This is a genomic window from Novosphingobium sp. DS6-6, assembly GCF_057784975.1.
The window spans coordinates 216,040-240,097 of record NZ_JBYNTS010000005.1 but is presented as its reverse complement, the minus strand read 5'-3'; the positions used below and the strand labels follow the sequence as shown (position 1 = coordinate 240,097).

Below are 24,058 nucleotides of genomic sequence, written 5' to 3'. Positions count from 1 at the left end.
CCGCGCTTGACCGCGGATGATGCCTTGCGAGCGCGGGTGCGATGCGGCACAAGCAAGCGCATGAATCTCGTCGCCCTTCTCGCAGACCCGCAGGCCTGGGCTGCATTCGTCACGCTGGTGCTCCTCGAAATCGTGCTGGGCATCGACAATCTGGTGTTCATCGCGATTCTGTCCAACAAGCTGCCCGCGCATCAGCAGGCGCGCGCGCGGCGCATCGGCCTGGCCCTGGCGCTGATCCTGCGCCTGGCGCTGCTGACGCTGATCGGCTGGATCGTGACTTTGCAGACCCCTCTTTTCGATCTGGGCCTGGTCGGCGCGGCCGGTTCCCATGGCCAACCGTCGTTCGAAACGGCGTTTTCTGGGCGGGATCTGATTCTGGTAGCCGGCGGGCTGTTCCTGCTGTGGAAAGCGACCAAGGAAATCCATCATACGCTCGATCCCGATCCCAGCGGCGAGATGCTCGATCCCAAGGGCGACGGCAAGGCGAACGTGGGCCAGGCGGTCGCCGCGAACTTTGGCGCCACGATCGCCCAGATCATTGCGCTGGACCTGGTGTTCTCGATCGATTCGATTCTCACTGCCGTTGGCATGACCGACGAAGTGCCGATCATGGTTGCGGCCGTGGTCACCACGGTTTCGCTGATGATGCTGGCCGCCAATCCGCTGGCACAGTTCATCGAACGCAACCCGTCGCTGGTCATGCTGGCGCTTGCCTTCCTGGTCATGATCGGCCTCGTGCTTTTGGCCGATGGCTTCGGCGCGCACATTCCCAAGGGCTATATCTATGCGGCCATGGGCTTTTCGGTCTTTGTCGAACTGCTCAACATCACCGGGCGCCATCGCCGCGCCGCGGCACGCAACAAGTCCTGATTTCCACCGGTTCCGGCTCCAAGATTGCAAAGGCAGCGAATGTCACAGTTTCGCCAGATCGACAGCCAGTTTCTGGCCAGCCCGCAAATCACCGTTGAAGACGTCAGCGCTGCGCAGCAGATGGGCGTGAAGCTGATCGTCAACAACCGGCCCGAAGACGAATCCGAGGATCAGACACCCGGCGCCGCCATCGCCGCGGCCGCCCATGCCGCGGGTATCGCCTATGCGGCCATTCCCGTCACGCATGCGGGCTTTTCCATGCCTCAGGTCAAAGCGCTGCAACAGGCGCTGGCCCAGGCAGAGGGCGCCCCGGTGCTTGCCTATTGCCGATCGGGCACCCGCTCGACGCTGCTATGGGCGCTGGCCCAGGCCGCCGATGGCGCCGACCCGGCCGAGATCGCGGCCAAGGCGGCAAGCGGGGGCTATGACATTGCGCCGATCCGCGCCCAGCTCGATATCCTGAGCACCCGCGCGGCAAGCTGACCGCGGCGAATTTGGCGGCGGCGTCCGCCATGCCGCTGGCGGACCGGACGCTTTGCCAGGCGCGCGGCGTCAGTCGCTGCCGACCCGCTCCACATCCGCGCCCAGCAGCGCGAGCTTTTCCTCCAGCCGCTCGTAGCCGCGATCGAGATGATAGAGGCGGTGAACGCGAGTTTCGCCCTGCGCGGCAAGCCCGGCGATGACCAGGCTCATCGAAGCGCGCAGATCGGTGGCCATGACTTCGGCGCCGGAAAGCTGCTCCACGCCGTGGACCACGGCGGTGCGCCCCGCGGTTTCGATGCGCGCACCCATGCGGTTGAGTTCGGGCACGTGCATGTAGCGGTTTTCGAAAATGGTCTCGGTCAGCACGCTGGACCCTTTGGCCAGGCACAGCATGGCCATCAACTGCGCCTGCATGTCGGTGGCAAAGCCGGGATAGGGCGCGGTCGAAATGGTCAGGGGGCGCAAGTCGCCATCGGCGGCGACGTGAATGCCGCCGCGCACCGGCTCCACACTGACGCCGGCGTCGCGCAACGCCTGGACCGTGGTTTCCATATCCTCGATCCGGGCACCCTGCAGCGTTACCTCGCCCCCGGTGATAGCTGCCGCGCAGGCATAAGAGCCGGCCTCGATGCGATCGGGCATGACCATGTAGGTGGCACCGTGAAGGCGCGGGACGCCATGGATCGTGAGGTCGGACGTGCCGATCCCCTCGATTTCGGCACCCATTGCCACCAGCAGGTTGCACAGATCCACGATCTCGGGCTCACGCGCGGCGTTGTGCAAGGTCGATCTGCCTTTCGCCAGCACGGCCGCCATCAGAGCGTTTTCCGTGGCGCCGACGGAGACCACCGGAAAGCTGTAGCGCCCGCCGGGCAAGCCGCCATCGGGCGCTACGGCGCGAACGTAGCCGGCCGCCAGTTCGATATGGGCGCCGAACGCCTCGAGCGCTTTCAGGTGCAGATCGATGGGCCGGTTGCCGATCGCGCAGCCGCCGGGCAGCGAGACGGTGGCTTCGCCGGCGCGAGCCAGCAGCGGGCCAAGCACGAGTATCGACGCGCGCATCTTGCGCACGAGATCATAGGGCGCAACCATCGAGGTGAGCCGCGTTGCCTGCAACGTCATCACCCGGCCGAAATCCTCCGGCCGAGCCCCGGCGATAGCGGTCGACACGCCGAACTGATTCATCAGGTGCTGGAAACCATCGATGTCGGCCAGCCGGGGCAGGTTGCGCAGCGTCACCGCTTCGTCGGTAAGCAGCGCGCAAGGCAGCAGCGTGAGCGCCGCGTTCTTGGCCCCCGAAACCGGAACCGTGCCTGAAAGACGCTTGCCGCCGCGAATGATGATCTTGTCCATCGCGGCGGTTTAACCGGTTTGCCGGACAGGACAAGGGGCTTGCGCTGGCGAAGGGTCATTGATCCACCGCCTTGCGCGCAGCCTATTCGTAGCCGCCGCTGCCAGCGAACTTGTCATCGCCAAGCCATGCTGCTTAATTGATATGTAACAGGACAATGGGACAGAGACCGACATGAGCGAAACGAACGCAAGCCGCCCCGGGCCCATCGGCCCCAAGCCTATTCGCAAGGCCGTGTTTCCCGTCGCCGGTCTTGGCACTCGGTTCCTGCCCGCCACCAAGGCCGTGCCCAAGGAGATGCTGCCGATCATCGACCGGCCGCTGATCCAGTATGCCGTGGACGAAGCCCGCGAAGCCGGGATCGAGCAGCTGATTTTCGTGACGGGCCGGGGCAAGACCGCGATTGTCGAGCATTTCGACACCGCTTTCGAGCTGGAAACCACGATGGCCGGTCGCGGCAAGGATCTTTCGGTCCTCGACGATACCCGCATAAAGCCGGGCAATCTGGTGACCGTGCGCCAGCAAGTGGCAATGGGCCTGGGCCACGCCGTGTGGTGCGCCCGCGAAGTGGTAGGCGACGAACCTTTCGCGATTTTCCTGCCCGACGAACTGATGGTGGGCTCGCCCGGCTGCATGAAGCAAATGGTGGAAGCTTACAACGCGGTGGGCGGCAATTTCATTTCGGTGCTGGAAGTGTCGGAGGAAGAGGTTTCGAGCTATGGCGTGATCGCACCGGGCGCGCGGATCTCCGACAGCCTGACCGAGGTGACCGGCCTGGTGGAAAAACCCAAGCGCGAGGATGCACCTTCGAACCTGATCATCTCGGGCCGCTATATCCTGCAGCCCGAAGTGATGCGCACGCTTGAAAACCAGGAAAAGGGTGCCGGCGGCGAAATCCAGTTGACCGATGCCATGGCCCGGATGATCGGCACGCAACCGTTTCATGCCGTGACCTTTGCCGGCCGGCGTTTCGATTGCGGCAGCAAGTCCGGCTTTGTCGAAGCGACCATCGCTCTGGCCTTGGAACGCCCCGATCTTGCCGAAGACGTACGTGCGGTGATCAGGAAACTGGTGGAATGATTGCACGCAGACAAGGGCGGCCGCGCGGCGGGAGGAAAGCCTTGCCGCCCCCACCGGGCAACGGCAATCGATGATACGAAAAAGGCGGCCACTGCGGACCGCCTTTTTCATGCATTCTTTTGATGCCGGATGCGTGCGGACGCTTACTCTTCGTTTTCACCGTCAGTAGTGCCGAACGCGCGGATCCGGGAGGCGTCGGCCGCGCTGGCAAGCTGCGCCAGGTTGGCATCGCGCTGCATGTAGGGCAGCGGGTTGACCGCAGCACCAGCGACCCGCACTTCATAATGCAGGTGCGGGCCGGTGGAATGCCCGGTCGACCCGACATAACCGATCACATCGCCTTTGCGGACGCGCTGCCCCTCGGCCACGGCAATGCGCGACATATGGCCATAGCGGGTTTCCAGATTACCGCCATGTTCGAGCTGGACATAGAGGCCATAGCCGCCGAACCGTTCGGCCTTGCCCACCACGCCATCGGCGCTGGCGCGGATCGGCGTGCCGGTGGGGGCGGGAAGATCGACGCCCTTGTGCGCGCGCAGGCCGCCATAGATCGGGTGATTGCGCAGGCCGAAGCCGCTGCTCATCGCGCGGCTGCTGGTGATCGGCATGAGCGTGGGAATGGAAACCGTGCGGCTGCGCACCAGCGGCGCCTGCACCGATGTGGCACTGCGGCCGTCAAGCGCTTCCCAGCTGGCGAAAAGCTTGGAAAATTCCTCGTCGCCGGAAGACCCGGTCACGAGACCGGCCTTGGCAGCATCGGCATTGCGCAGCGGCGCTGCGATATCGGCTGACGCCGCGTTGTTGGCAAAAGCCGGCGTGGTGAAACCCGAAACGACCATGGTGCCCAAGACAGCCAGACCGGTGAACAAGGCTTTTTTCATTGCGACCCGTACAACCTTTTTCGACACGTGCCACGGCCGCGCCACCCCAAAAGGGCACGCCACTGCCGGCACCTGCTCCGTGCTGACCCCCAGCGAACCGCGCCGTTTTTTTGATGCGGAAGGAACCGCATCGCCATGCCGACGTTGTCCAGAGATTGGTGGAACCCCCCGCCGATCTCGTGGTTGTGGGGGTAGCGGCGGTATTGCCGGTTACGCAATAGCTGCCATCATTTCGTACGACAAACCGGCTGAACGACGCGCTGAGTCGTTGAACGGCGGCTTAACAGCGCCCCGGAAGTGGCGCGCAACCAGCATGCTCCACAACTCGGGCGCCCGTTTACCACGTTCGGCGCAGACTTGCGCGAAATGCTGCGTGCCGTAGCGGACGTGGCGCACTTCGTCGTCAACGATACGTTGCAGGATGCGGGCAGTGCGATCATCGCCCGCTGCAAGAAATCGGGAAATGGTCTGGGGCGTCACATCAAGTCCGCGCGCTTCCAGCACCATGGGCACGATAGCCAGTCGCGCGGCGACATCGTGTGCCGTTTCGCGCGCGGCATCCCATAACCCATCGTGCGCGGGCATCGCGCCATAATGGCTGCCCAAAGCACGCAGACGGCGGGCGAGCAGGACGAAATGCATCGCTTCGTCCGCCGCGACGCCGAGCCAGTCGCCGACGAAATCGGGACCACGCTCCGCGCCGAAGCGGCCGGCCGCATCAAGCGCCAGGTCGATGGCCACGAACTCGATATGGCACAGCGCATGGATCAGCGCGACACGGCCGCGTTCCGATCCGCCCCGCCCGCGCCGGGGCATCTGGTTGGGGGGCAAGAGTTCAGGCTGAGCCGGGCGTGCGGGCCTTTCGGGCATCGCCACGTCGAACGCAGGCGCCAGCCGTCCGCACCGCCACGCACGCGCGATGGCCCGCACGGCCAGGGCCTTGTCATAAGGATCGGCCGTCAGCATCGCCGCGCGGATCGCCGATGCCACAGTGGGAAGCGGCGTGGGCATGGTGCCTAGAGCGCCTGGGCGGCAGCAAGAACCTGCGCGGCGTGATCCTTGACTTTTACCTTGTTCCACACCTGGGCAATCCGGCCATCCGGGCCGATCAGATAGGTCGTGCGCTCCATGCCCATATAGGTACGGCCATACATCGCCTTTTCCGTCCAGATGCCAAGCGCGTCGGACAGGCCGCCGTTTTCGGCATCGCTGGCGAGCGGAGCGGCCAGGCCATGCTTGGCAATGAACTTCTCATGCTTCTTCGGCGGGTCCTTGCTCACGCCCAGAAGCGCCGTGCCGGCTGCCGCGAATTGGCTGGCAAGCGCCGAGAAATCCTTGTTTTCGGTCGTGCAGCCCGGCGTGTCGTCCTTGGGATAGAAAAACAGCACCAGCTTGCGGCCGGCAAAGTCGGACGGCCTGACAGTGGTGCCATCGGGCGCCGTCAGCGGCAGATCGGGCAGCGGATCGCCCACGCCGGGGAATGTGCTCATGCGTCAATCTCCAGTACCTGGCCGAAGACCTGGCTCCAGGCTTCGGCGATGCGATGTCGTGCGCGGGCCACGGCGTCAAGCAGGTCAGCCCAACCCGCCTCGCCACAGGCCCGCGCAACGATGGCACGGCTGGCGATGGGCGGAAACATGCTATCAGGGGCAACCAGTCGCACCGCCACCAGCAGGCCGGTAAGCAGATCATGCGCCGCGCGCAGCCCGGGCAACAACAAGCCGGCCCGTTCCAGTGCCGCGATTGCCCGGCCAAGATCGGGCTCCAGCGCCACATGATGGCGCAGTTGCAGATAGTGTGCGAGAAATTCCAGATCGACCAGGCCGCCGCGCGCCAGCTTGACGTCGAGCGGGCCTTTGGCCGGCTTGTGCCGCGCCATGTCGGCCCGCATGGTCAGCACATCGTGGCGCAATCGGTCTGCCCCGCGCGGATGGTGCAGCACGCGGGCGACAATATCGGCAAGAGCCGCGCGATCGGCCGGCGCGCCGAACAGAGGCCGGGCCCGGCACAGCGCCATGTGCTCCCATGTCCAGGCGTCTTCCCGCTGATAGCGCTCGAAACTGTCGAGACTGACCGCGATCGGCCCCTGCGCACCCGAGGGGCGCAGGCGCGTATCCACGTCGTAAAGCGCGCCGGCCGCCGTGGGGACCGAAAGCGCGGCGATCACGCGCTGCGCCAGCCGGTTGAAATAAAGCGTGCCGCCGATCGGCCGCGGACCGCCGGATTCGCGGACATAGGCATCGGGCGGGCCGCCGAACAGGAATACCAGGTCGAGATCGGAAGCATGGGTAAGCGCCCCGCCGCCCAGCCGCCCCAGCCCGAGCACGATCAGCCGCGCACCGGGCACTTCGCCGTGAACGCGAACGAATTCGGCTTCCGTTGCCGCAGCCAGCACGGCAATCGCCGCTTCGGCCACGCGGCTGAGCGCGGCGGCCACGGCCATTGGCGGATGCAGCCCTTCGATCAGTTGCACACCCAGGGCAAAGCGCAGTTCACCAACCTTGCGCCGCACGGCATCGAGCAGGCGCTGATAATCGTCGCCCACTTCGCCACGCGCCAGATCGGCCATGATATCGTCCACCCCGCCGGGCAAGGCAAAAGCGGAATGATCGATCAGCGTGTCGAGCAGGTCCGCCCGCCGTGCCAGGTCTTCGGCCAGAGTCGGCGCATGGGCCAGCACCCGCATGACCACGGCCATCAGGCCGGGCCGCGCTTCGAGCAGGCGGAAAACGTTGATGGCCGATGGCAACGCGGCAAGCAGCCGTTCCCAGCGCGTCAGCGCCCGGTCGGGATCCGGCGCTTCGGCAAGCGCCTGAAGCAGGTGCGGGCGCACGCGGGCAAAAGCGGCGCGCGCTTCTTCGCCGCGCAGCGCCCGGAACGCCCCGCTGCCCCAGGCCTCCACCCGGCGTGCGACGCCATCGGGATCGGCAAAGCCCATGCCGGCCAGATCCGCGGCCAGGCGCCGATTGTCGACGACCACGGCGCCGGTCGGCGAAATGGTCGCGAGCAGCGCGTCGAAGCGCTGCGCCACCGTCAGGGAAATGCCCTGCACTTCCGCGATCAGCCCGGCGCCATCGGCATGGCCGACGAGGCGCGCAACGCTGTTCAGCGACGCTTGCTGCAAAGGCAGGGCATGGGTCTGCTGATCGGCCACCATCTGCAGGCGGTGTTCCAGCACGCGCAGGCGGTCATAACTTTCACCCATGATCCGCGCATCGTCATCGCCGATGATCCCGGCCCGGGCCAGGGCATCGAGCGCCGGCCGCGTGCCTCGCAGGCGCAGCGCCGGGTTGCGCCCGCCGTGAATGAGCTGATGGGTCTGGGCAAAGAATTCCACCTCGCGGATGCCGCCGCGCCCGCGTTTCAGATCGTACCCCGGCCCCACCACCTGCCCGGCGGCATAATGATCGCGGATGCGCGCCGTCAGCCGGCCGATCTCGGCAATGGCGCCGAAATCCAGGCTGCGGCGCCACACGAACGGGCGGATCGTATCGAGAAAGGCCTGCCCTCGGGCAATGTCGCCGGCGGCGGCACGAGCGCGGATATAGGCGGCACGCTCCCATGCCAGGGCACTCGATTCGTAATGAGTGGTCGCCCCTTCGAACGAGATGGCGAGCGGGCTGACTTCGGCAGCAGGGCGCAGGCGCAGATCGATACGGAAAACGTATCCGTCCTCCGTGATGGTGGAAAGCAGTTCCACCACCGCGCGGGCCACGCGCTGGGCCGCCTCGCCCGGCTCGTCGCGCGCGCGGCGCGGCAGGCTGTCGGGATCGTAAAGCAGAACGGGATCGATGTCGGACGAGTAATTGAGTTCCTGCGCACCGTGTTTGCCCAGGCCGATTGCGGAAAAACCCTGCGGCGAGGCATCGGGTACGCGCCGGGCGATGGCGGCGGCAATCGCGGCATCGAGCGCGCGATCGGCAAAGGCGGAAAGTTCCTGTACCACGCGGCCGAGCGGCAGCGCGCCGGCAATGTCTCCCACGGCCAGCGCAAGGGCGAGCGCCAGCCGTTCGCGCCGCAGGGCGACCGCCACGTCGTGACAGCCCTGCCCGGCGGCCCGGGCCCAGTCCAGCGCCGCCTCGATGCGTCCCTCACCCAGCAGCGCGGCAAGGTCGGGCTGGCGATCGAGCGCCCGAGCCAGGAACGTGGCATGGCAACGGGCACGGGCCAGTGCCTCTTCCCAGTCGATCACGTCCGGCACCAAGGCATCCTCTCAAGCTTCCGGCCCGTCGTCTTGCCGCAGCGCGCTGCCTCTGCCAAGTAGCGGTAATGCAACGCGCCCTGTTCCGGTGCAGTTGTCCTACAGCAAGGATCTGCCATGCATGTTTCCCTTCGCCACCGAGTGGCCGCCGCTTTGCTGGCAGGCGCATGCACCGCGCCCGCCAGTGCTACCCCCATCGCTGCTACCCCTATTGCTGCCACCTCGGCCCCGGCATCGCGGGTTCCGGCTGTCGCCGTGCCGTTGATGCGCGAAACGATCAAGACGCTGGCTGCCGACGATATGGAAGGCCGGGCACCGAGCGGGCCCAAGGAACAGGCCGTGCTGAACGCCATCATCGCCCGGTTCAAGGCGGCCGGCCTCAAGCCCGGCAACAAGGGCCAGTGGCTGCAAGCCGTGCCCATGGTGACGATCGCGGCGCGGAATATCAGCCCGCTGACAGTAGGCGCCCTGTCGTTCAGGCCGGGCACTGATTTCGTCGTCGGTTCCTATCGCGAGGCCGCCCACACCCGGATCGACGCCAGCGAACTGGTCTTCGTCGGCTATGGCATCACGGCGCCCGAACTTGGCTGGGACGACTACGCCGGCATCGACATGAAAGGCAAGATCGCGGTGATCCTGGTCAACGACCCGGATTACGAGAATGCCGACGAACAGGGCCTGTTCAAAGGCCGCCGGATGACGTGGTACGGCCGCTGGCCCTACAAGTATGCCGAGGCGGCACGCCACGGCGCCAGGGCCGCGCTGATCGTGCATGACACGTTCCCGGCGGCCTATGGCTGGAACGTGCTGGAATCGAGCGGCGGCACGGGCAATTTCGTGGCGAGCGCCAACAAGGGCATGGACCAGACCGAAGGCAACGGCTGGATCCGCCGCCCGGTGGCCGAGGCGATCTTCCAGGCGGCCGGCAAGGATTTTGCCGCGCTCTCGACGGCTGCCAAGCAGAAGGGCTTCCGCGCCGTGCCACTGGGCGCCACCGCCAGCCTGTCTTTCGATAACACGATCACGCACAGCCCCTCGCACAATGTGATCGGGGTGATCCCAGGCGCCAAGCGCGCCAACGAATATGTGCTCTATTCCGCGCACTGGGATCATCTGGGCCGCTGCAAGCCCGATGCCAAAGGTGACGACATCTGCAACGGCGCGGTCGACAACGCGAGCGGCATCGGTGCGCTGGTGGCGCTGGCGGACATGAACCGCCGCGCCGGGCCTGCGCCGCGCAGCCAGGTCTTTGCCGCCTGGACGCTTGAGGAATCGGGCCTGCTGGGATCGGAATACTATGCCCAGCACCCGGTCTATCCGCTGGCGCGCACAGTGGGCGGGGTCAACATGGACGCGCTATCGCCGATCGGCCCGACGCGCGACGTGCAGGCGGTCGGCGGCGACAAGTCTGAACTCACTGCGATTCTGCGCAAAGTCGAAGGCCAGATGAACCTGACCGAAACACCCGAAGATCGCCCCGAACGCGGCCACTATTACCGATCGGATCATTTCAGCCTGGCCAAGCGCGGCGTGCCGATGTTCGATGTGGGCCGGGGCACCGATCTGGTTGCGGGCGGCCGCAAGGCCGGCGAGGCTGCCTCGGAAGACTACGTCGCGAACCGTTATCACCAGCCGTCCGACGAATATTCCGACAGCTGGGACATGACCGGCATGGCTCAGGAGGTCGAGCTCTATTACCGGCTGGGCCGCGAACTGGCCATGGGTACGACCTGGCCTAACTGGCATCCCGGCGACGAATTCCGCGCCATCCGCGATGCCAGTCGCGCGGCCGTAACGCCGGCCAAGTAAGCGCGCATCATGGCTGACACGACTGTTGCGGGCGGCATGATGCCGCCCGAATTCGCACCGCAGGACTGGCTCTGGGTGGGTTTTCCACACCTGGCGGAAGAATGGTCGGGCGTGATCGATCGCGCCCAGGAGCAGATCGCCGCTTTTGCCAGCGCCGTGGCCGACAGCGGCCAGGAGGTGCGCCTGGTGGTCCGCAATGCGGCCAACCGCATGCGCGCCGAACGGCTGGCCAGTGCCGCCGTGACGATCGAAGAGCACGTCTATGGCGACGTGTGGCTGCGCGACACCGGACCGTTGGTGGTTACGGCGGAAAAGGGGCAGCGACGCGCGCAACTGTTCGGGTTCAACGGCTGGGGCGGCAAGTATCGCATGCCGGGCGATCAGGACATCGGCCAAGCCCTGGCCGCCAGTGCGGGTCTGCCGGCCGGCAAGGCGGACTGGGTGCTGGAAGGCGGCGCGCTTGACAGCGACGGCACCGGCCTTGTCGCCACGACGGAACAGTGCCTGCTCAATCCCAATCGCAACCCGCATCTTGCGCGCGGCGATCTGGAAATGCGGCTGCAGCGCGACCTGGGCTTCAGCCGTGTGCTGTGGCTGGGCCAGGGGCTGATCAACGATCATACCGACGGCCATGTCGACAACCTGGCGCGCTTCGTAGGCCCCAACCGCCTTGCCCTGCCCCGCGCCACGGGGCCCGATGACCCGAACGCCGCCATCTATACCGATGCCGCCGCCCGCGCGCGCGACACCGGGGTGAACGTGATCGAAGTGCCATCACCCGGCCGCATCGCCTGGGGCGGGACGATCCAGCCGGCGAGTTACATGAACTTCGTGATCACCACGCACCTGGTGGTCGTGCCTATATTCGGATCGGTGCACGATGCGGCCGGCGTGGAAGCGATTGCGGCACTGTTTCCCGGCCGTGCGACGGTAGGCTTGATGGCCGATGCCGTGCTGATGGGCGGCGGAGGCTTTCACTGCGCCAGCCAGCAGATGCCCTCGGCCTGAACGCGCGACGCCGGCCCTACCGCGTTTCGCGCGCCAGACGTTCGGCCAGCTCGGCGATTTCCGGCGGATCCAGCAGCCAGGTACGGGTCTTGCGGCCTTGCCGGTGGATCGGCACGGTCAGCAGCACGCGGGCGTTCGCGCGCGCGTGGGGCTTGTAGAGCGAAAAATGCAGCGCGCAGTCGCGAACCGTGCCGATGATCGGAGTGCGGCCTTCCAGATCGATCATCGTGGCGGCCTGATCCCAGGGGATGGTCTGCGTACTCATCGCGATCAGACGTCGAGGTTGGCGACGTTGAGCGCGTTTTCCTGGATGAAATCGCGGCGCGGTTCCACCACGTCGCCCATCAGGCGGGTAAAGATCTCGTCGGTAACGTCGGCATCTTCCACTTTGACCTGAAGCAGCGAGCGGACTTCGGGATCGAGCGTGGTTTCCCACAACTGCTCGGCGTTCATCTCGCCCAGGCCCTTGTAGCGCTGGATCGACAGCCCCTTGCGCCCGTTGGCCATGACCGCCTCAAGCAGTTGCGAGGGCCGGGTGATGCCGCCGTCCCTGGCGTCCGCGCGCGCGGGCGGCGCCTCGTCCCCGTCGGCTCCTTGCGCCTCCGTTTCGACGGCTGCGGCGCTTGCCCGAACCAGGCGCGCCACGCCGCCATAGACTTCCGCCTGCTCCGCCGCCAGGCGCGCCAGCTTGCGCGCTTCGGCGCTTGTCAGGAAGCCGGGCTCGATCACATGATGATCGGTCACGCCGCGCCAGGCCCGCTGGATGTGATAGCCGCCATCCTCGTTGATAACCGCCGACCACTGCGCCTCTGCATCGCCTCGATCGAGCCACGCGGCCGCCCGGGCCAGGGCCGTACCGCGCAGATCGGAAGACAGATCGGGATCGAGGGCACCGGCCAGCGCCAGCGCCTCGACGATATCGGCATTATAGCGGCGTGGCACGAAGGCCATCAGATTGCGCAGACGCAGGGCGTGTTCGACCAGGGCAGTCAACTCGTTGCCGCCCCGCGCGCCGCCGGCCGTCTCCAGCACGCGCCCGGCAAGCCCGGCCTCGACGAGATAGCGGTCGAGCGCGGCATTGTCCTTAAGATAGACTTCGCTGCGGCCCTTGGAGACTTTGTATAGCGGCGGCTGGGCGATGAACAGGTGGCCGGCGCGGATGATATCGGGCATCTGGCGGTGGAAGAACGTGAGCAGCAGAGTGCGGATATGTGCGCCGTCGACATCGGCGTCGGTCATGATCACGATCTTGTGATAGCGCAGCTTTTCCAGATTGAATTCGTCGCGGATACCGGTGCCCATCGCCTGGATCAGGGTGCCCACCTCGCGCGAGGAAATGATCCGATCGAACCGCGCGCGCTCGACATTGAGGATCTTGCCGCGCAGGGGCAGGATCGCCTGCGTCTTGCGATCGCGGCCCTGCTTGGCGCTGCCGCCCGCCGAATCCCCTTCGACCAGGAAAAGCTCGCACTTGCTGGCATCGCGTTCCTGGCAATCGGCCAGTTTGCCTGGCAGGCTGGCGATGTCCATGGCGCCTTTGCGCCGCGTCAATTCGCGAGCCCGGCGCGCCGCTTCGCGCGCGGCGGCGGCATCGATCACCTTCTGGATCACCACCTTGGCGTGAGCCGGGTTTTCCTCGAGCCATTCGCTCATCTTGTCGGCCATCAGGCTTTCGAGCGGCTGACGCACTTCGGACGAGACGAGCTTGTCCTTGGTCTGGCTTGAAAACTTGGGATCGGGCAGCTTGACGGAAACGATCGCGGTCAGTCCCTCGCGCATGTCGTCGCCGGAAAGCGAGACTTTTTCCTTTTTCAGCAGGCCCGAACGATCGGCATAACCGTTGAGCGTGCGCGTCAATGCGGCGCGAAACGCGGCCAGGTGCGTACCGCCGTCGCGCTGCGGGATGTTGTTGGTAAAGCACAGCACGTTTTCATAGTAGCTGTCGTTCCATTCCAGCGCGACATCGATGCCGATGCCGTCGCGCATCGCCGAAATGGCAATGGGATCGGGGATCAGCGCCTGCTTGTTGCGATCAAGATATCTGACGAAAGCCGCGATGCCGCCGTCATAGAACAGGTCGTGTTCCTTCACCTCTTCATGGCGTTTGTCGCGCAGCAGGATGCGCACGCCCGAATTGAGGAAAGCCAGTTCGCGATAGCGGTGCTCAAGCTTGTCGAAATCGAATTCGGTCACGTTCTTGAACGTTTCGTGGCTGGCAAAGAAAGTGACCCGCGTGCCTTTCTTGGGCCGGCCGTCGGCAGCCAGTGGCGCGGCTCCGATCACTTTGAGCGGGGCCACGGCATTGCCATGGGCAAACTTCATCCAATGTTCCTGGCCATCGCGCCAGATCGTCAGTTCCAGCCATTCCGACAGCGCGTTGACCACCGATACGCCCACGCCATGAAGGCCACCCGAAACCTTGTAGGCGTTGTCGTCCGACGTGTTCTCGAACTTTCCACCCGCGTGGAGCTGCGTCATGATCACTTCGGCGGCCGAGACGCCTTCCTCGGTATGGATGTCGGTAGGGATGCCGCGCCCGTTGTCTTCCACCGAAACCGAACCATCGGGGTTCAGTTCGATCAGCACGAGGTCGCAATGGCCGGCCAGCGCCTCGTCGATGGCGTTGTCCGACACTTCGAAAACCATGTGATGCAGGCCCGAGCCATCATCGGTATCGCCGATATACATGCCGGGGCGCTTGCGCACCGCGTCGAGTCCCTTGAGGACCTTGATCGAGTCGGCGCCATAGGAATTGGTGTTGGGCGTGTTTTCGTTGCTGCTGGCCATAGCTTCGCACATAGGCACTTTACCCCCGAAACCCAAGCGAAATGGGCGTGTTTTGCACAGGCCAGCGGTCGGTTTGCAGATGCCGCCTTGCATGCCGCGCCCAGTGCGGCATGGTGCGCTGTCGATACGAAAGGGGCATCCTTTGATCAGCCGCAGTTTTGCCTTAGCCGCCGCGCTGGCCGCCGCCACGCCCGCCCTTGCTGCACCTGATGCCGCGCGTGATGCCGGTGAGGCGCAATTCCGCGCGATCTACAAGGAACTGGTGGAAACCAATACGACAGTCAGCAGCGGATCCTGCACGCTGGCTGCCGAACGCATGGCCGCGCATCTCAAGACGGCTGGCTATGCCGACAACCAGTTGACGTTGTTTTCGGTGCCCGAACATCCCAGGGACGGTGGCCTGGTGGCCGTGCTGCCCGGCACGTCGAAAACGGCCAGGCCGATCCTGCTGCTGGCCCACCTGGACGTGGTGGAAGCCAAGCGCGCCGATTGGGAGCGCGACCCCTTCACTCTGATCGAGGAAGGCGGCTATTTCTATGGCCGCGGCACGGCCGACGACAAAGCGATGGCCGCGATGTGGGTGGACACGATGATCCGCCTGAAGGCCGGCAAGCCACCCAAGCGCACCGTCAAGATGGCGCTGACATGCGGCGAGGAAACCACCTGGGCGTTCAACGGGGCGCAATGGCTGGCGCAGAACAGACGCGACCTGATCGATGCCGAATTCGCTCTTAACGAAGGCGGCGGGGGCCGTACCGACGGCAAGGGCCTGTCGGAAGGGGGCAAGCTTGTCAACCAGTCGATCCAGGTGGGCGAGAAGGCGGTCCAGAACTATCGCTTCGAAACCCGCAATGCTGGTGGGCACAGCTCGATTCCGGTGCGCGACAATGCCATCTATCAGTTGGCCGACGCCCTTGCCCGGCTGCGCGATCATGATTTCCCCACCGAAATGACCGACACCACACGTGCCTTTTTCGGCAAGGCAGGGGCGGCCCGGGGCGATGCCATGGGCAAGGCGATGGCGGTGCTGGCCGGCAATCCTGTCGGCAGCCCGGCCTTTCTCGAGGCCGAGAAGCTGGTCAATACCGATCGCACCTATCATTCCAAGCTGCGCACCACCTGCGTGGCGACGCTGCTCGACGGCGGACACGCCAACAACGCGCTGCCTCAACGGGCCGGAGCCAATGTCAACTGCCGCATCTTTCCCGGCCATTCGGCGGAAGAAATCCGGGCCGCGCTGCAAGAGGTGGTGGCCGATGCCGGCGTTACCGTCACGCTGGTTCCGCCGCAGCGTCCGCTGGCCCGGGCGCCCACGCTCGATCCCCGGATCATAGGCCCGATGGAAAAGCTTGCGGCGCAATATTTTCCCGGCGTGCCGCTGGTGCCCGACATGTCGACCGGCGCAACCGACGGCATTTTCCTGGAGGCCGCGGGCATTCCCACCTATGGCGTGCCGGGTTCCTGGGGCAACCCCGACGGCAATGGCGTGCACGGGCTCAACGAAAGGATGGAAGTCCGCTCGCTGATGACTGGACGTGCCTATCTCTATGATCTGGTGAACGCCTACGTGCGCTGACAAGCTGTGGATAACGCCGGGCCGCCTGTCGGGCACGGCAGCCGGGCCTTGACCCAAACCGCACAAACGTGTTCGTTGCTGCCATGCGTCATAAAGCGGTCACGCCTGTCCGTCATGCCTCGCCCCGAACGAGGCGGAAGCCGATTTGGCACAGGAGCGCAAGCGGAGCATGCTTCACCAGGCGCTGATCGAGCGGTCGGCTGCGGCCAGGCCCCACAGCGGCGATTGCGCCGCGACGCAGCGTTTGCTGGGTTCCAATCGCCATCCCGACAATTGCCCGGCATTGGTGTTGAATGCCGATTACACCCCGCTCAGTTATTATCCGCTAAGCCTGTGGCCCTGGCAGACGGCGATCAAGGCCGTGTTTTTGGAACGGGTCGACATCATCGCCACGTATGAGCGCGCGGTGCACAGCCCGTCGCTCGACATGAAGATCCCCTCGGTGATCGCGTTGCGGCAATATGTGAAACCCAGCGAGTTTCCCGCTTTCACCCGCTTCAACCTGTTCCTGCGCGACAAGTTCATGTGCCAATATTGCGGCAGCAGCGAACACCTGACGTTCGACCATGTGATCCCGCGCCGGCTGGGCGGGCGCACTACCTGGGAAAACGTGGCGACCGCCTGTGCGCCGTGCAACATGGCCAAGGGGGGGCGCACTCCGGCCCAGGCCCATATGCGCCTGATGGAAGAGCCGATCCGCCCCACCACCTGGCAATTGCAGGAAAAAGGCCGCGCCTTTCCTCCCAACCATCTGCACGAAAGCTGGCGCGACTGGCTTTACTGGGATGCCGAACTGGAAAGCTGAGCGGCTGTGGCGGCCCGCGGCGGTCAGGTGATTGCTTCGCCCCGCCTGCTGGCACCCTTGAGAAACAGCACCAGCGTTACCACGGCAACGGCGGCGGCCACCAGCATCGGCATGGCCGGCAGATCGATCACCGCACCCGGGCCGCTGAAACGGGCAAGGGTCTGGGAATAAAGCGGCGGTCCGACGATCTGGGCGATCGACCCGATCGACTGCACCGATCCCTGCAATTCGCCCTGGCTGCGCGCATCGACCGCACGGCTGCTCATGGCCGAAATCGACGGCATGACCGCCCCTTGGAACGAGCCGATGACAATGGCGAGATAGACTTCCCAGACCTCGTGCACCAGGCTGTAAAGCACCGCCGACACGCCGAGCGCCGCAACCCCCAGGATCACCGCGCGCCGTTCGCCCAGTCGTGGTACTATGAAACGCATGCCCAGGCCCTGGAACACCGCTGACGACAGCCCGACCACGGCAAGGGCCAAGCCCACGTCCCTGGTGGAAAATCCGTAAGCGGCGATGGCCATGTAAGGCCAGATCGCCGGATAGGCGACATTGGCAAGCTGCCATGCGCCCAGCGCCGCGACGAACCATAGCACGCGACCGCTTTGCCCCTTGAGCGCCCGCAGACTGGACAGCGCATTGGCCCGCCGCCAATCGAACGGCCGCCGGTTCGCAGGGTCTAGCGATTCACGCAAAGTAAAGAAACCGAACAGGAAATTGGTCAGACTGAGGCCTGCGGCGGCCATGAACGGCACGCGTGGCCCCAGCGTGCCGAGCAGGCCGCCCACCGCCGGGCCGATCACGAAGCCGATGCCGAACGCCATGCCCATCAGGCCAAAGCTTGCCGCTCGCTTTTCCGGCGGCGTGACATCGGCGATATAGGCATAGGCGGCGGAAAAGCTGGCGCCGGTTATTCCGGCAATGATCCGCCCGGCGACGAGCCAGCTGATCGAAGGCGCGAAAGCCTGGAGTAGGTAATCGAGGCTCAAGGCAAGAACCGCTGCCAGCAGCACCGGCCGCCGGCCAAAGCGATCCGACAGGTTGCCGATCACCGGCGCGAAAATGAACTGCATCGCGGCATAGCCGGCCCCCAGCCAGCCGGCATATTCGGCCGCCTGGGTGATCGAAACCTGGGCAAGATGCATGATCAGCCCGGGGAACACCGGAATGACGATGCCGAAACCCAGCATGTCGATCAGCACGATGGCAAAGACAAATCCCAGCGATGCCCGATGCGTCATGACCTTCCCCCGTTCCAAGCGCCTTGCGATTACCGGCGATCGAGCGCGGCTTCGCTTTCGGTGAGCAATTGCGCCATGATCGCGGCAACCGGTTCTTCCTTCGTGACCATGCCCACCGACTGGCCCGCCATGAGGGAGCCGCGTTCCACGTCACCATCGATCACCGCGCGGCGCAAGGCGCCGGCCCAGAAATGTTCGATTTCGAGCTGCGCCGCGACCATGTCCAGCTCTCCGGAGTCGAGCCGCCGCGCCACTTCGATCTGCTTGGCGGTGAATTCCTCGGTCCCCTTGTTGCGCAACGCGCGGACGGGAATGACCGGCAGGCGTGGATCGACCTGGACGGACGCCACCGCATCGCGCGCATTGCCGCGGAAAAAAGCCTGCTTGAACGCCGCATGCGCGATCGATTCGCTGGCGCAGGCAAAGCGCGTGCCCAGCTGCACGCCGGCCGCGCCCATTTCCAGATAAGCGGCGATGGCCTCTCCCCGGCCGATACCCCCCGCCACGAAAACCAAATGATCGGCGGCCAGCGCGGGCAGGAATTCCTGCGCCAGTACCGAGGTTGATACGGGGCCGATATGGCCGCCGGCCTCGCTGCCTTCGATCACCAAGGCATCGGCGCCCGAACGGAACAGCTTTCTGGCCAGCGCGATCGTGGGGGCGAACACGATGACTTTGGCGCCGAAAGCCTTGATCGCTTCCACGCTGCCTTTGGGCGGAATGCCCCCGGCCAGCACGACATGGCCAACGCCATGCTTCTGGCAGACTGCGATCAGATCGAACAGCAGCGGGTGCATGGTGATGAGGTTTACACCGAAAGGCTTTTGCGTCAGTGCTTTGGCACCGGCGATTTCCGCATCGAGCAGGTCAGGCGTCATCGCCCCGCAGGCAATCACGCCGAAACCGCCGGCATTGCTGATCGCGGCCACCAGGTTCCGTTCCGATACCCAGCTCATCGCGCCGCACAGGACCGCGTGCTCGGTGCCCAGAAAGGCAGCGCCGCGCGCCATCAGCGCGGCCGTTTTGGGAGTGGCGGTCATGCGTGAAATATCGCCCCGTCTGCGATGAAGAAGTGCGCGCGCTTTACGGTGCCGGCGCGGCGCGGGCAAGGGGTGTTGCAGCGTGGCCATCCGGCACGCCGCCGTGCATGGTTGACACGCTTGGCAAGAAAGATCTTTGCCGGCGATGAGCCTATGCCTTTCCGGCTGCCCGCAAGGCATTTTTGGAGTATCGCCGTCAAGCCAGGGCGGATTTTCGTGATTGCGAGGCACAAGGGGTGCCGTTCCGCCGTTTCGACAGGATGCAGCGCCTGCCCCGCCCATGCTGAAAGCCACGCTGGAAATCGTGCTGTTCCTGCTTTCCGGAATAGCCATGGCCGTAGCAAAGGTGGCGGCCGTGGCCGCCGTGATGCTGGCGGTGCCGGTGGCCGGGGTGCTGATCTGGCGAAAGCGGCGGAAATAACCGCAAATTTAGGAATGTTCCTTATCCGGGCAGGACAGACAGCAAAGGCACAGCACGTTGCGCAAGGGCATCATTCTGGCGGGAGGATCGGGCACGCGGCTTTATCCGTTGACCAAGGGCGTGTCGAAGCAGCTGATGCCGGTCTATGACAAGCCACTGATCTATTATCCGCTCTCCACGCTGCTGCTGGCGGGCGTTCGCGACATTCTGGTGATCACGACGCCCCGCGATGCGGCTGCGTTTCACGAAGCGCTGGGGGACGGAAGCGCGTGGGGCATCAGCCTGCACTATGCCGTGCAGGCCGAGCCGGCGGGCCTGGCGCAGGCCTATCACATCGGGGCGGCGTTCGTGGGCGATGCGCCTTCCACTCTGATCCTGGGCGACAACATCTTTTTCGGACACGGGCTGGTGCAACTGTTGCAGGGTGCCGCCATGCGCGCCGACGGCGCCACCGTGTTCGGCTATCGCGTGCAGGATCCGACGGCCTATGGCGTGGTGGAATTTTCACGGGAAGGCCGCGTGCTGAGCCTGGAGGAAAAGCCTGCCCGGCCGCGATCCAACTATGCGGTGACTGGGCTCTATTTCTATGACGGAGATGCCGTGGCACTGGCGCGCGACCTGAAGCCCAGCACGCGGGGCGAACTGGAAATCACCGATCTCAACCGCCGCTATCTCGAGGCGGACAAGCTCAACGTCGAAATCCTTGGGCGTGGCCATGCCTGGCTGGACACCGGCACGCACCAATCGCTGCTGGACGCGGCCACTTATGTGCGTGTGACGGAAGAGCGGCAGGGCCTGAAAATCTGCTGCCCCGAGGAAATCTGCTGGCGTCAGGGCTTTATCGACGATGCCCAGCTGGAAGCCCTGGCCGCCCCTTTGCGCAAGAGCGGCTATGGCGAATACCTGCGCGGCCTGCTGCGCGGAGAAGCGGCCTTTTCGACTGCTGCCGCGCCGCATCTGGCGCAGGGGTGACGCAAACCCGTGGGTACGATCCTGATCACCGGCGGGGCAGGCTTCATCGGCGCCAATTTCGTGCATTTCTGGCGCAATCATGCGCCCGACGATGCCATCGTGGTGCTCGACGCGCTGACCTATGCCGGAAACCCGGCCAACCTGCACGGGCTTGACGGGGTGGATCTGGTCGTGGCGGACATTGCCGACACCGCTCTGGTGACCGACCTGCTGGCCAGGCGTAGCATAGACCGCATCGTGCACTTTGCCGCCGAGAGCCATGTGGACCGGTCGATCATCGGGCCGGACGCTTTCATCGCCACCAACGTGACGGGCACGCACAGCCTTCTAAAAGCGGCACGCGCCGTGTGGCTGGACCAAGGCAGCGGCCGGCCGCACCGATTTCATCATGTTTCCACCGACGAGGTCTATGGCTCGCTCGGCCCCCACGATCCGGCCTTTGCGGAAACGACGCCCTATGCGCCCAATTCGCCCTATGCCGCGTCAAAAGCTGCATCGGATCATCTGGTGCGCGCCTATCATCACACTTATGGCCTGGATACCGTCACCACCAATTGTTCCAACAATTACGGGCCTTTCCAGTTTCCCGAAAAGCTCATTCCGCTTTTCACGCTCAACTGCCTGACGGGCCGCCCCCTGCCGATCTATGGCGACGGGCAGAACGTGCGCGACTGGCTGCACGTGGCCGACCACTGCCAGGGCATTGCCCTGGCGCTGCAAAAGGGGACGTCGGGCGAAACCTATAACATCGGCGGCGGGCAGGAACTGCCCAACCTTGCCGTGGTGGACGCGATCTGCGCCGGGGTCGACGCCGCGTTCGCCGCCGACCCTGCGCTTGCCCGCCGCTTTCCCCGGGCGCCCGCCGCACGCGGCATCCACAGTGCCAGCCTCAAGACTTTCGTGGCCGACCGTCCCGGCCACGATCGCCGCTATGCCATCGACGAGCGCAAGGCACGTGCGGCGTTAGGCTATGCGCCGGCACGCGATTTCGCGCAGGGGTTTGCCGAAACCCTGGCGTGGTACTTGGCGCGGGAAGACTGGTGGGAGCCATTGGTAGCGGGTCGGCACTGACGAACGACGCGTGATGACAGCGCGCGGCGGCGTCAGTCGGCGGCCGCGCTGACCGCGATCCGGTTGCCCTCGCTGTCTTCGAACTCGGCAACGTAGCCGCCGTCCCCAATGTGTTTCTTGGGATAGAGAACCTTTGCCCCCTGCGCGCGGGCGCGTTCCAGCACAGGATCGATGGCAGGCACGTCGAAATAGAGGACCGGTCCGGTCTTTGCCGGCACATAGACATCGCCCTTGGCCAGTGCGCCGCTGGCGCCCGATGCGCTCTCCGTGCGCGGAAAGAACGCCATGTCGTATCCGTCGATCGTCGCGCGTTGCAGGGCAAAGCCGAACACGCGTTCATAGAAGCGGACCGCCCGATCCATGTCGGAAACGGGAATTTCGAAGTGGACAACCGGATTGGTCATCGGGACGGCTCCCCGCGGTGATGGCTGTGCGCGTGGCGCGATGTCGCAGCTCGCAAGCGCGAGACTGGCAAAAATCAGCCACGAATATGGGATGAATCGCATCACCATGCGGACATACGGGATTCCCGTGCGTTCGCCAAACCGAAGGATGATCGCAGCCGGCGCCAGGCGGCGTGGACAGATGCCGCCTAACCCACCGGATCGCCGTGCCCCCATGCAGGAGAGCGCGGGCCGCTGAACGGCTGCAGATTGACCCAGAGCTGATAGACGAGTTCGCCGCCCGCATCGCAACCGTATGCTTCGTCGCAAACACGATATAGCGGAGGGGATTGGCTTCGTCGGCGATCCTGCCCACGCCATCGAGGCGATCCCACCCGTGATCGTCGAAACGCTCGCCGACCGACAGCGGCATGAACGGGCTGGAAGACGAAAATCGGGCAACCGGCTTGTGCTCTCCGGAAATGTCACAGAGAATTAGCTCGTATCTCGCAGGCATGGCATGGTTTCTTCAAAGGTTTCCGCCATCTACGCCGGTTGGATTGCCCGCCGCAACCGCTAACCCGGTGTCGCATAACCCGGCGCGGACGTGCCTGACCATTCGCGGGTCCTTCGCATGCGGCAAGCCTATCGGGCCAGCAGATCGGCAATGCGCGCGGCAGAATGCCCATCGCCGAACGGATTGTGCGCCCGCGCCATGGCGGCATAGGCGGCGGGATCGTCCAGCAAGAGGCTCGCTTCCGCCACGATCCGCGCCGCGTCGGTGCCGACGAGCCTGGCCGTGCCGGCCGCCACCCCTTCCGGGCGCTCGGTGGTTTCGCGCATGACGAGCACGGGCTTGCCCAAAGCTGGCGCTTCTTCCTGCACGCCGCCGCTGTCGGTCAGCATGATCTCGCTGATAGCGAGGAGGCGGGCAAAGTGCGGATAGTCCAGCGGTTCGATCAGGGCCACGTTGGGCAGGCCGGAAAGCGCCGCGTCCATCACGGCGCGGACGTTGGGGTTGGGGTGAACCGGGAAAATGATGGCCACGTCCGGCCGGGCCGCAAGCGTGCGGACCGCGCCCGCGATCGCTTCGAGGCCGCCGCCGAAGTTTTCGCGGCGATGGCTGGTCACGCCGATCAGGCGCTTGCCGGCAAAGCGGCTTTCCAGCTCTGCCAGACCGCCGGCCAGCGCCGGCTCCGCCGCAATCCGCCCGGTAACCCAGTGCAATGCGTCGATCACGGTATTGCCGGTGACATGGATCGTGCCCGGATCGACGTTTTCGCCACGTAGGGCAGCGGCCGCGGTTTCGGTGGGGGCAAAGTGCAGCGCGGCGATGGTGCCGATGATCTTGCGGTTCACCTCTTCCGGCCAGGGGTGATAGATATTGTGGCTGCGCAGCCCAGCCTCGACATGGGCGAGCGGAATCTTGCGATAATAGGCAGCCAGCGCGCCGGCCATTGCCGTGGCGGTATCGCCCTGGACGACGACCCAATCCGGCCGTTCCGCATCTATCACCTTGCCGATTTCGGTGAGCAAAGCGGCCGTCAGCGCATCGAGTGTCTGGTTGGGGCGCATCAGGTCAAGATCGTGATCGGGGGTGATACCCGCGATGGCGAGCACCTGATCGAGCATGCCGCGATGCTGCGCCGTGACGCAGGTGACCACGCGAAAGCGTCCATCGGCGCGCAAGGCATGGACCACGGGGAACATCTTGATGGCTTCGGGCCGGGTGCCGAAAACGAGGAGAATGGTTCTGGGCGCGTTGTCGATCATGATGCCGCGCTTATAGGACGATTCTTAAGGGCCGGATAAAGGAAATCGCCCCTTTTTGGCCGAATTCCGCCATTCCTCCAAAATGTGCCGGGAAAACACCCCTGAATAAAGCCAATGGGTTAGCTGCGCGCTGGAAAACACCTGCATGACGGTCCCGGCTCCCATTTCTGCGCCCGCCCAAGACGACATTAGAGCGTTTCTCGGACCAATCCCCCCGGCCGAATACGATCTGCGCCGCCGTATCAGGACGTGCCGGAACGCGGCTTGCTTCAAGCTGGTGCAGACTGAAAGCCAGCATGCCCG

General features: G+C 65.1%; 22 protein-coding genes. 10 read left to right on the top strand and 12 right to left on the bottom strand.

Features of this window, described 5'->3' with window-relative positions:
- Positions 1–60: 60 nt before the first annotated feature.
- Positions 61–870 carry a TerC family protein gene (locus AC3EDY_RS08540; RefSeq protein WP_488572059.1) on the top strand — a complete coding sequence of 270 codons (810 nt, stop codon included), beginning with the start codon at positions 61–63 and terminating at the stop codon, positions 868–870.
- A 39-nt stretch (positions 871–909) separates the two neighbouring features.
- Positions 910–1,353, top strand: coding sequence for a protein tyrosine phosphatase family protein (locus tag AC3EDY_RS08535; RefSeq protein WP_488572058.1), 444 nt, complete (start codon positions 910–912; stop codon positions 1,351–1,353).
- A 69-nt stretch (positions 1,354–1,422) separates the two neighbouring features.
- Here the strand turns inward: AC3EDY_RS08535 and murA are convergent, their stop codons facing one another.
- The gene (gene murA / locus AC3EDY_RS08530; RefSeq protein WP_488572057.1) at positions 1,423–2,706 is read right to left on the bottom strand and encodes a UDP-N-acetylglucosamine 1-carboxyvinyltransferase; all 1,284 of its coding nucleotides are present in this window, start codon (positions 2,704–2,706) and stop codon (positions 1,423–1,425) included.
- 172 nt (positions 2,707–2,878) lie between these two features.
- Between murA and galU the strand changes: the two genes are divergently transcribed.
- Positions 2,879–3,784 carry a UTP--glucose-1-phosphate uridylyltransferase GalU gene (gene galU / locus AC3EDY_RS08525; RefSeq protein ID WP_488572056.1) on the top strand — a complete coding sequence of 302 codons (906 nt, stop codon included), beginning with the start codon at positions 2,879–2,881 and terminating at the stop codon, positions 3,782–3,784.
- 143 nt (positions 3,785–3,927) lie between these two features.
- Here the strand turns inward: galU and AC3EDY_RS08520 are convergent, their stop codons facing one another.
- The 4 genes from AC3EDY_RS08520 to glnE all read right to left on the bottom strand — a co-directional run bounded on the left by AC3EDY_RS08520 (position 3,928) and on the right by glnE (position 8,866).
- The gene (locus AC3EDY_RS08520; protein WP_488572055.1) at positions 3,928–4,665 is read right to left on the bottom strand and encodes a M23 family metallopeptidase; all 738 of its coding nucleotides are present in this window, start codon (positions 4,663–4,665) and stop codon (positions 3,928–3,930) included.
- Positions 4,666–4,875: 210 nt separating this feature from the next.
- Positions 4,876–5,676 (bottom strand): ferritin-like domain-containing protein, encoded by an 801-nt coding sequence (locus AC3EDY_RS08515; protein ID WP_488572054.1) that lies wholly within the window; start codon positions 5,674–5,676, stop codon positions 4,876–4,878.
- 5 nt (positions 5,677–5,681) lie between these two features.
- A complete protein-coding gene (locus AC3EDY_RS08510) occupies positions 5,682–6,155 on the bottom strand; it encodes a peroxiredoxin (protein WP_488572053.1) in 474 nt (157 codons plus the stop codon).
- Positions 6,152–8,866 (bottom strand): bifunctional [glutamate--ammonia ligase]-adenylyl-L-tyrosine phosphorylase/[glutamate--ammonia-ligase] adenylyltransferase, encoded by a 2,715-nt coding sequence (gene glnE, locus AC3EDY_RS08505; protein ID WP_488572052.1) that lies wholly within the window; start codon positions 8,864–8,866, stop codon positions 6,152–6,154. Before glnE ends, AC3EDY_RS08510 begins: the two co-directional genes overlap by 4 nt.
- A 117-nt stretch (positions 8,867–8,983) precedes the next feature.
- Here glnE and AC3EDY_RS08500 point away from each other — a divergent pair, with 117 nt between their 5' ends.
- Complete coding sequence (locus AC3EDY_RS08500) at positions 8,984–10,675, top strand: M28 family peptidase (protein ID WP_488572051.1); 1,692 nt, start codon at positions 8,984–8,986, stop codon at positions 10,673–10,675.
- A 9-nt stretch (positions 10,676–10,684) separates the two neighbouring features.
- The gene (locus tag AC3EDY_RS08495; protein WP_488572050.1) at positions 10,685–11,683 is read left to right on the top strand and encodes an agmatine deiminase family protein; all 999 of its coding nucleotides are present in this window, start codon (positions 10,685–10,687) and stop codon (positions 11,681–11,683) included.
- Between the two features lie 16 nt (positions 11,684–11,699).
- Here AC3EDY_RS08495 and AC3EDY_RS08490 read toward each other — a convergent pair whose 3' ends face one another.
- Both AC3EDY_RS08490 and gyrB read right to left on the bottom strand, forming a co-directional pair.
- The gene (locus tag AC3EDY_RS08490; protein WP_488572049.1) at positions 11,700–11,948 is read right to left on the bottom strand and encodes a hypothetical protein; all 249 of its coding nucleotides are present in this window, start codon (positions 11,946–11,948) and stop codon (positions 11,700–11,702) included.
- Positions 11,949–11,953: 5 nt separating this feature from the next.
- Positions 11,954–14,470, bottom strand: coding sequence for a DNA topoisomerase (ATP-hydrolyzing) subunit B (gene gyrB, locus AC3EDY_RS08485; RefSeq protein ID WP_488572048.1), 2,517 nt, complete (start codon positions 14,468–14,470; stop codon positions 11,954–11,956).
- Positions 14,471–14,612: 142 nt separating this feature from the next.
- On the opposite strand from gyrB, the gene AC3EDY_RS08480 reads away from it, so the two are divergent.
- Positions 14,613–16,046: a M20/M25/M40 family metallo-hydrolase gene (locus AC3EDY_RS08480; protein ID WP_488572047.1), complete on the top strand. Its 1,434-nt coding sequence runs from the start codon at positions 14,613–14,615 to the stop codon at positions 16,044–16,046.
- A 169-nt stretch (positions 16,047–16,215) separates the two neighbouring features.
- Complete coding sequence (locus AC3EDY_RS08475) at positions 16,216–16,851, top strand: HNH endonuclease (RefSeq protein ID WP_488572046.1); 636 nt, start codon at positions 16,216–16,218, stop codon at positions 16,849–16,851.
- A gap of 23 nt (positions 16,852–16,874) precedes the next feature.
- Here the strand turns inward: AC3EDY_RS08475 and AC3EDY_RS08470 are convergent, their stop codons facing one another.
- Complete coding sequence (locus AC3EDY_RS08470; protein WP_488572045.1) at positions 16,875–18,095, bottom strand: TCR/Tet family MFS transporter; 1,221 nt, start codon at positions 18,093–18,095, stop codon at positions 16,875–16,877.
- A 29-nt stretch (positions 18,096–18,124) separates the two neighbouring features.
- Positions 18,125–19,135 (bottom strand): NAD(P)H-dependent flavin oxidoreductase, encoded by a 1,011-nt coding sequence (locus AC3EDY_RS08465; RefSeq protein ID WP_488572044.1) that lies wholly within the window; start codon positions 19,133–19,135, stop codon positions 18,125–18,127.
- A gap of 280 nt (positions 19,136–19,415) precedes the next feature.
- Here AC3EDY_RS08465 and AC3EDY_RS08460 point away from each other — a divergent pair, with 280 nt between their 5' ends.
- The 3 genes from AC3EDY_RS08460 to rfbB are packed head-to-tail and all read left to right on the top strand — an operon-like array spanning position 19,416 to position 21,599.
- Entirely contained in the window at positions 19,416–19,556 is a 141-nt protein-coding gene (locus AC3EDY_RS08460) for a hypothetical protein (RefSeq protein WP_488572043.1), read from the top strand.
- A gap of 57 nt (positions 19,557–19,613) precedes the next feature.
- A complete protein-coding gene (gene rfbA, locus AC3EDY_RS08455; protein ID WP_488572042.1) occupies positions 19,614–20,528 on the top strand; it encodes a glucose-1-phosphate thymidylyltransferase RfbA in 915 nt (304 codons plus the stop codon).
- 9 nt (positions 20,529–20,537) lie between these two features.
- Positions 20,538–21,599 carry a dTDP-glucose 4,6-dehydratase gene (gene rfbB / locus AC3EDY_RS08450; protein WP_488572041.1) on the top strand — a complete coding sequence of 354 codons (1,062 nt, stop codon included), beginning with the start codon at positions 20,538–20,540 and terminating at the stop codon, positions 21,597–21,599.
- A 32-nt stretch (positions 21,600–21,631) separates the two neighbouring features.
- Here the strand turns inward: rfbB and AC3EDY_RS08445 are convergent, their stop codons facing one another.
- From AC3EDY_RS08445 to AC3EDY_RS08435, 3 genes are all read right to left on the bottom strand, one after another.
- On the bottom strand, positions 21,632–22,003 hold the full coding sequence (locus AC3EDY_RS08445) for a VOC family protein (protein WP_488572040.1): 372 nt from the start codon (positions 22,001–22,003) through the stop codon (positions 21,632–21,634).
- Positions 22,004–22,627: 624 nt separating this feature from the next.
- Complete coding sequence (wecB, locus tag AC3EDY_RS08440; RefSeq protein ID WP_488572039.1) at positions 22,628–23,755, bottom strand: non-hydrolyzing UDP-N-acetylglucosamine 2-epimerase; 1,128 nt, start codon at positions 23,753–23,755, stop codon at positions 22,628–22,630.
- Positions 23,756–23,765: 10 nt separating this feature from the next.
- On the bottom strand, positions 23,766–24,053 hold the full coding sequence (locus AC3EDY_RS08435) for a hypothetical protein (RefSeq protein ID WP_488572038.1): 288 nt from the start codon (positions 24,051–24,053) through the stop codon (positions 23,766–23,768).
- Between the last annotated feature and the right edge of the window lie 5 nt (positions 24,054–24,058).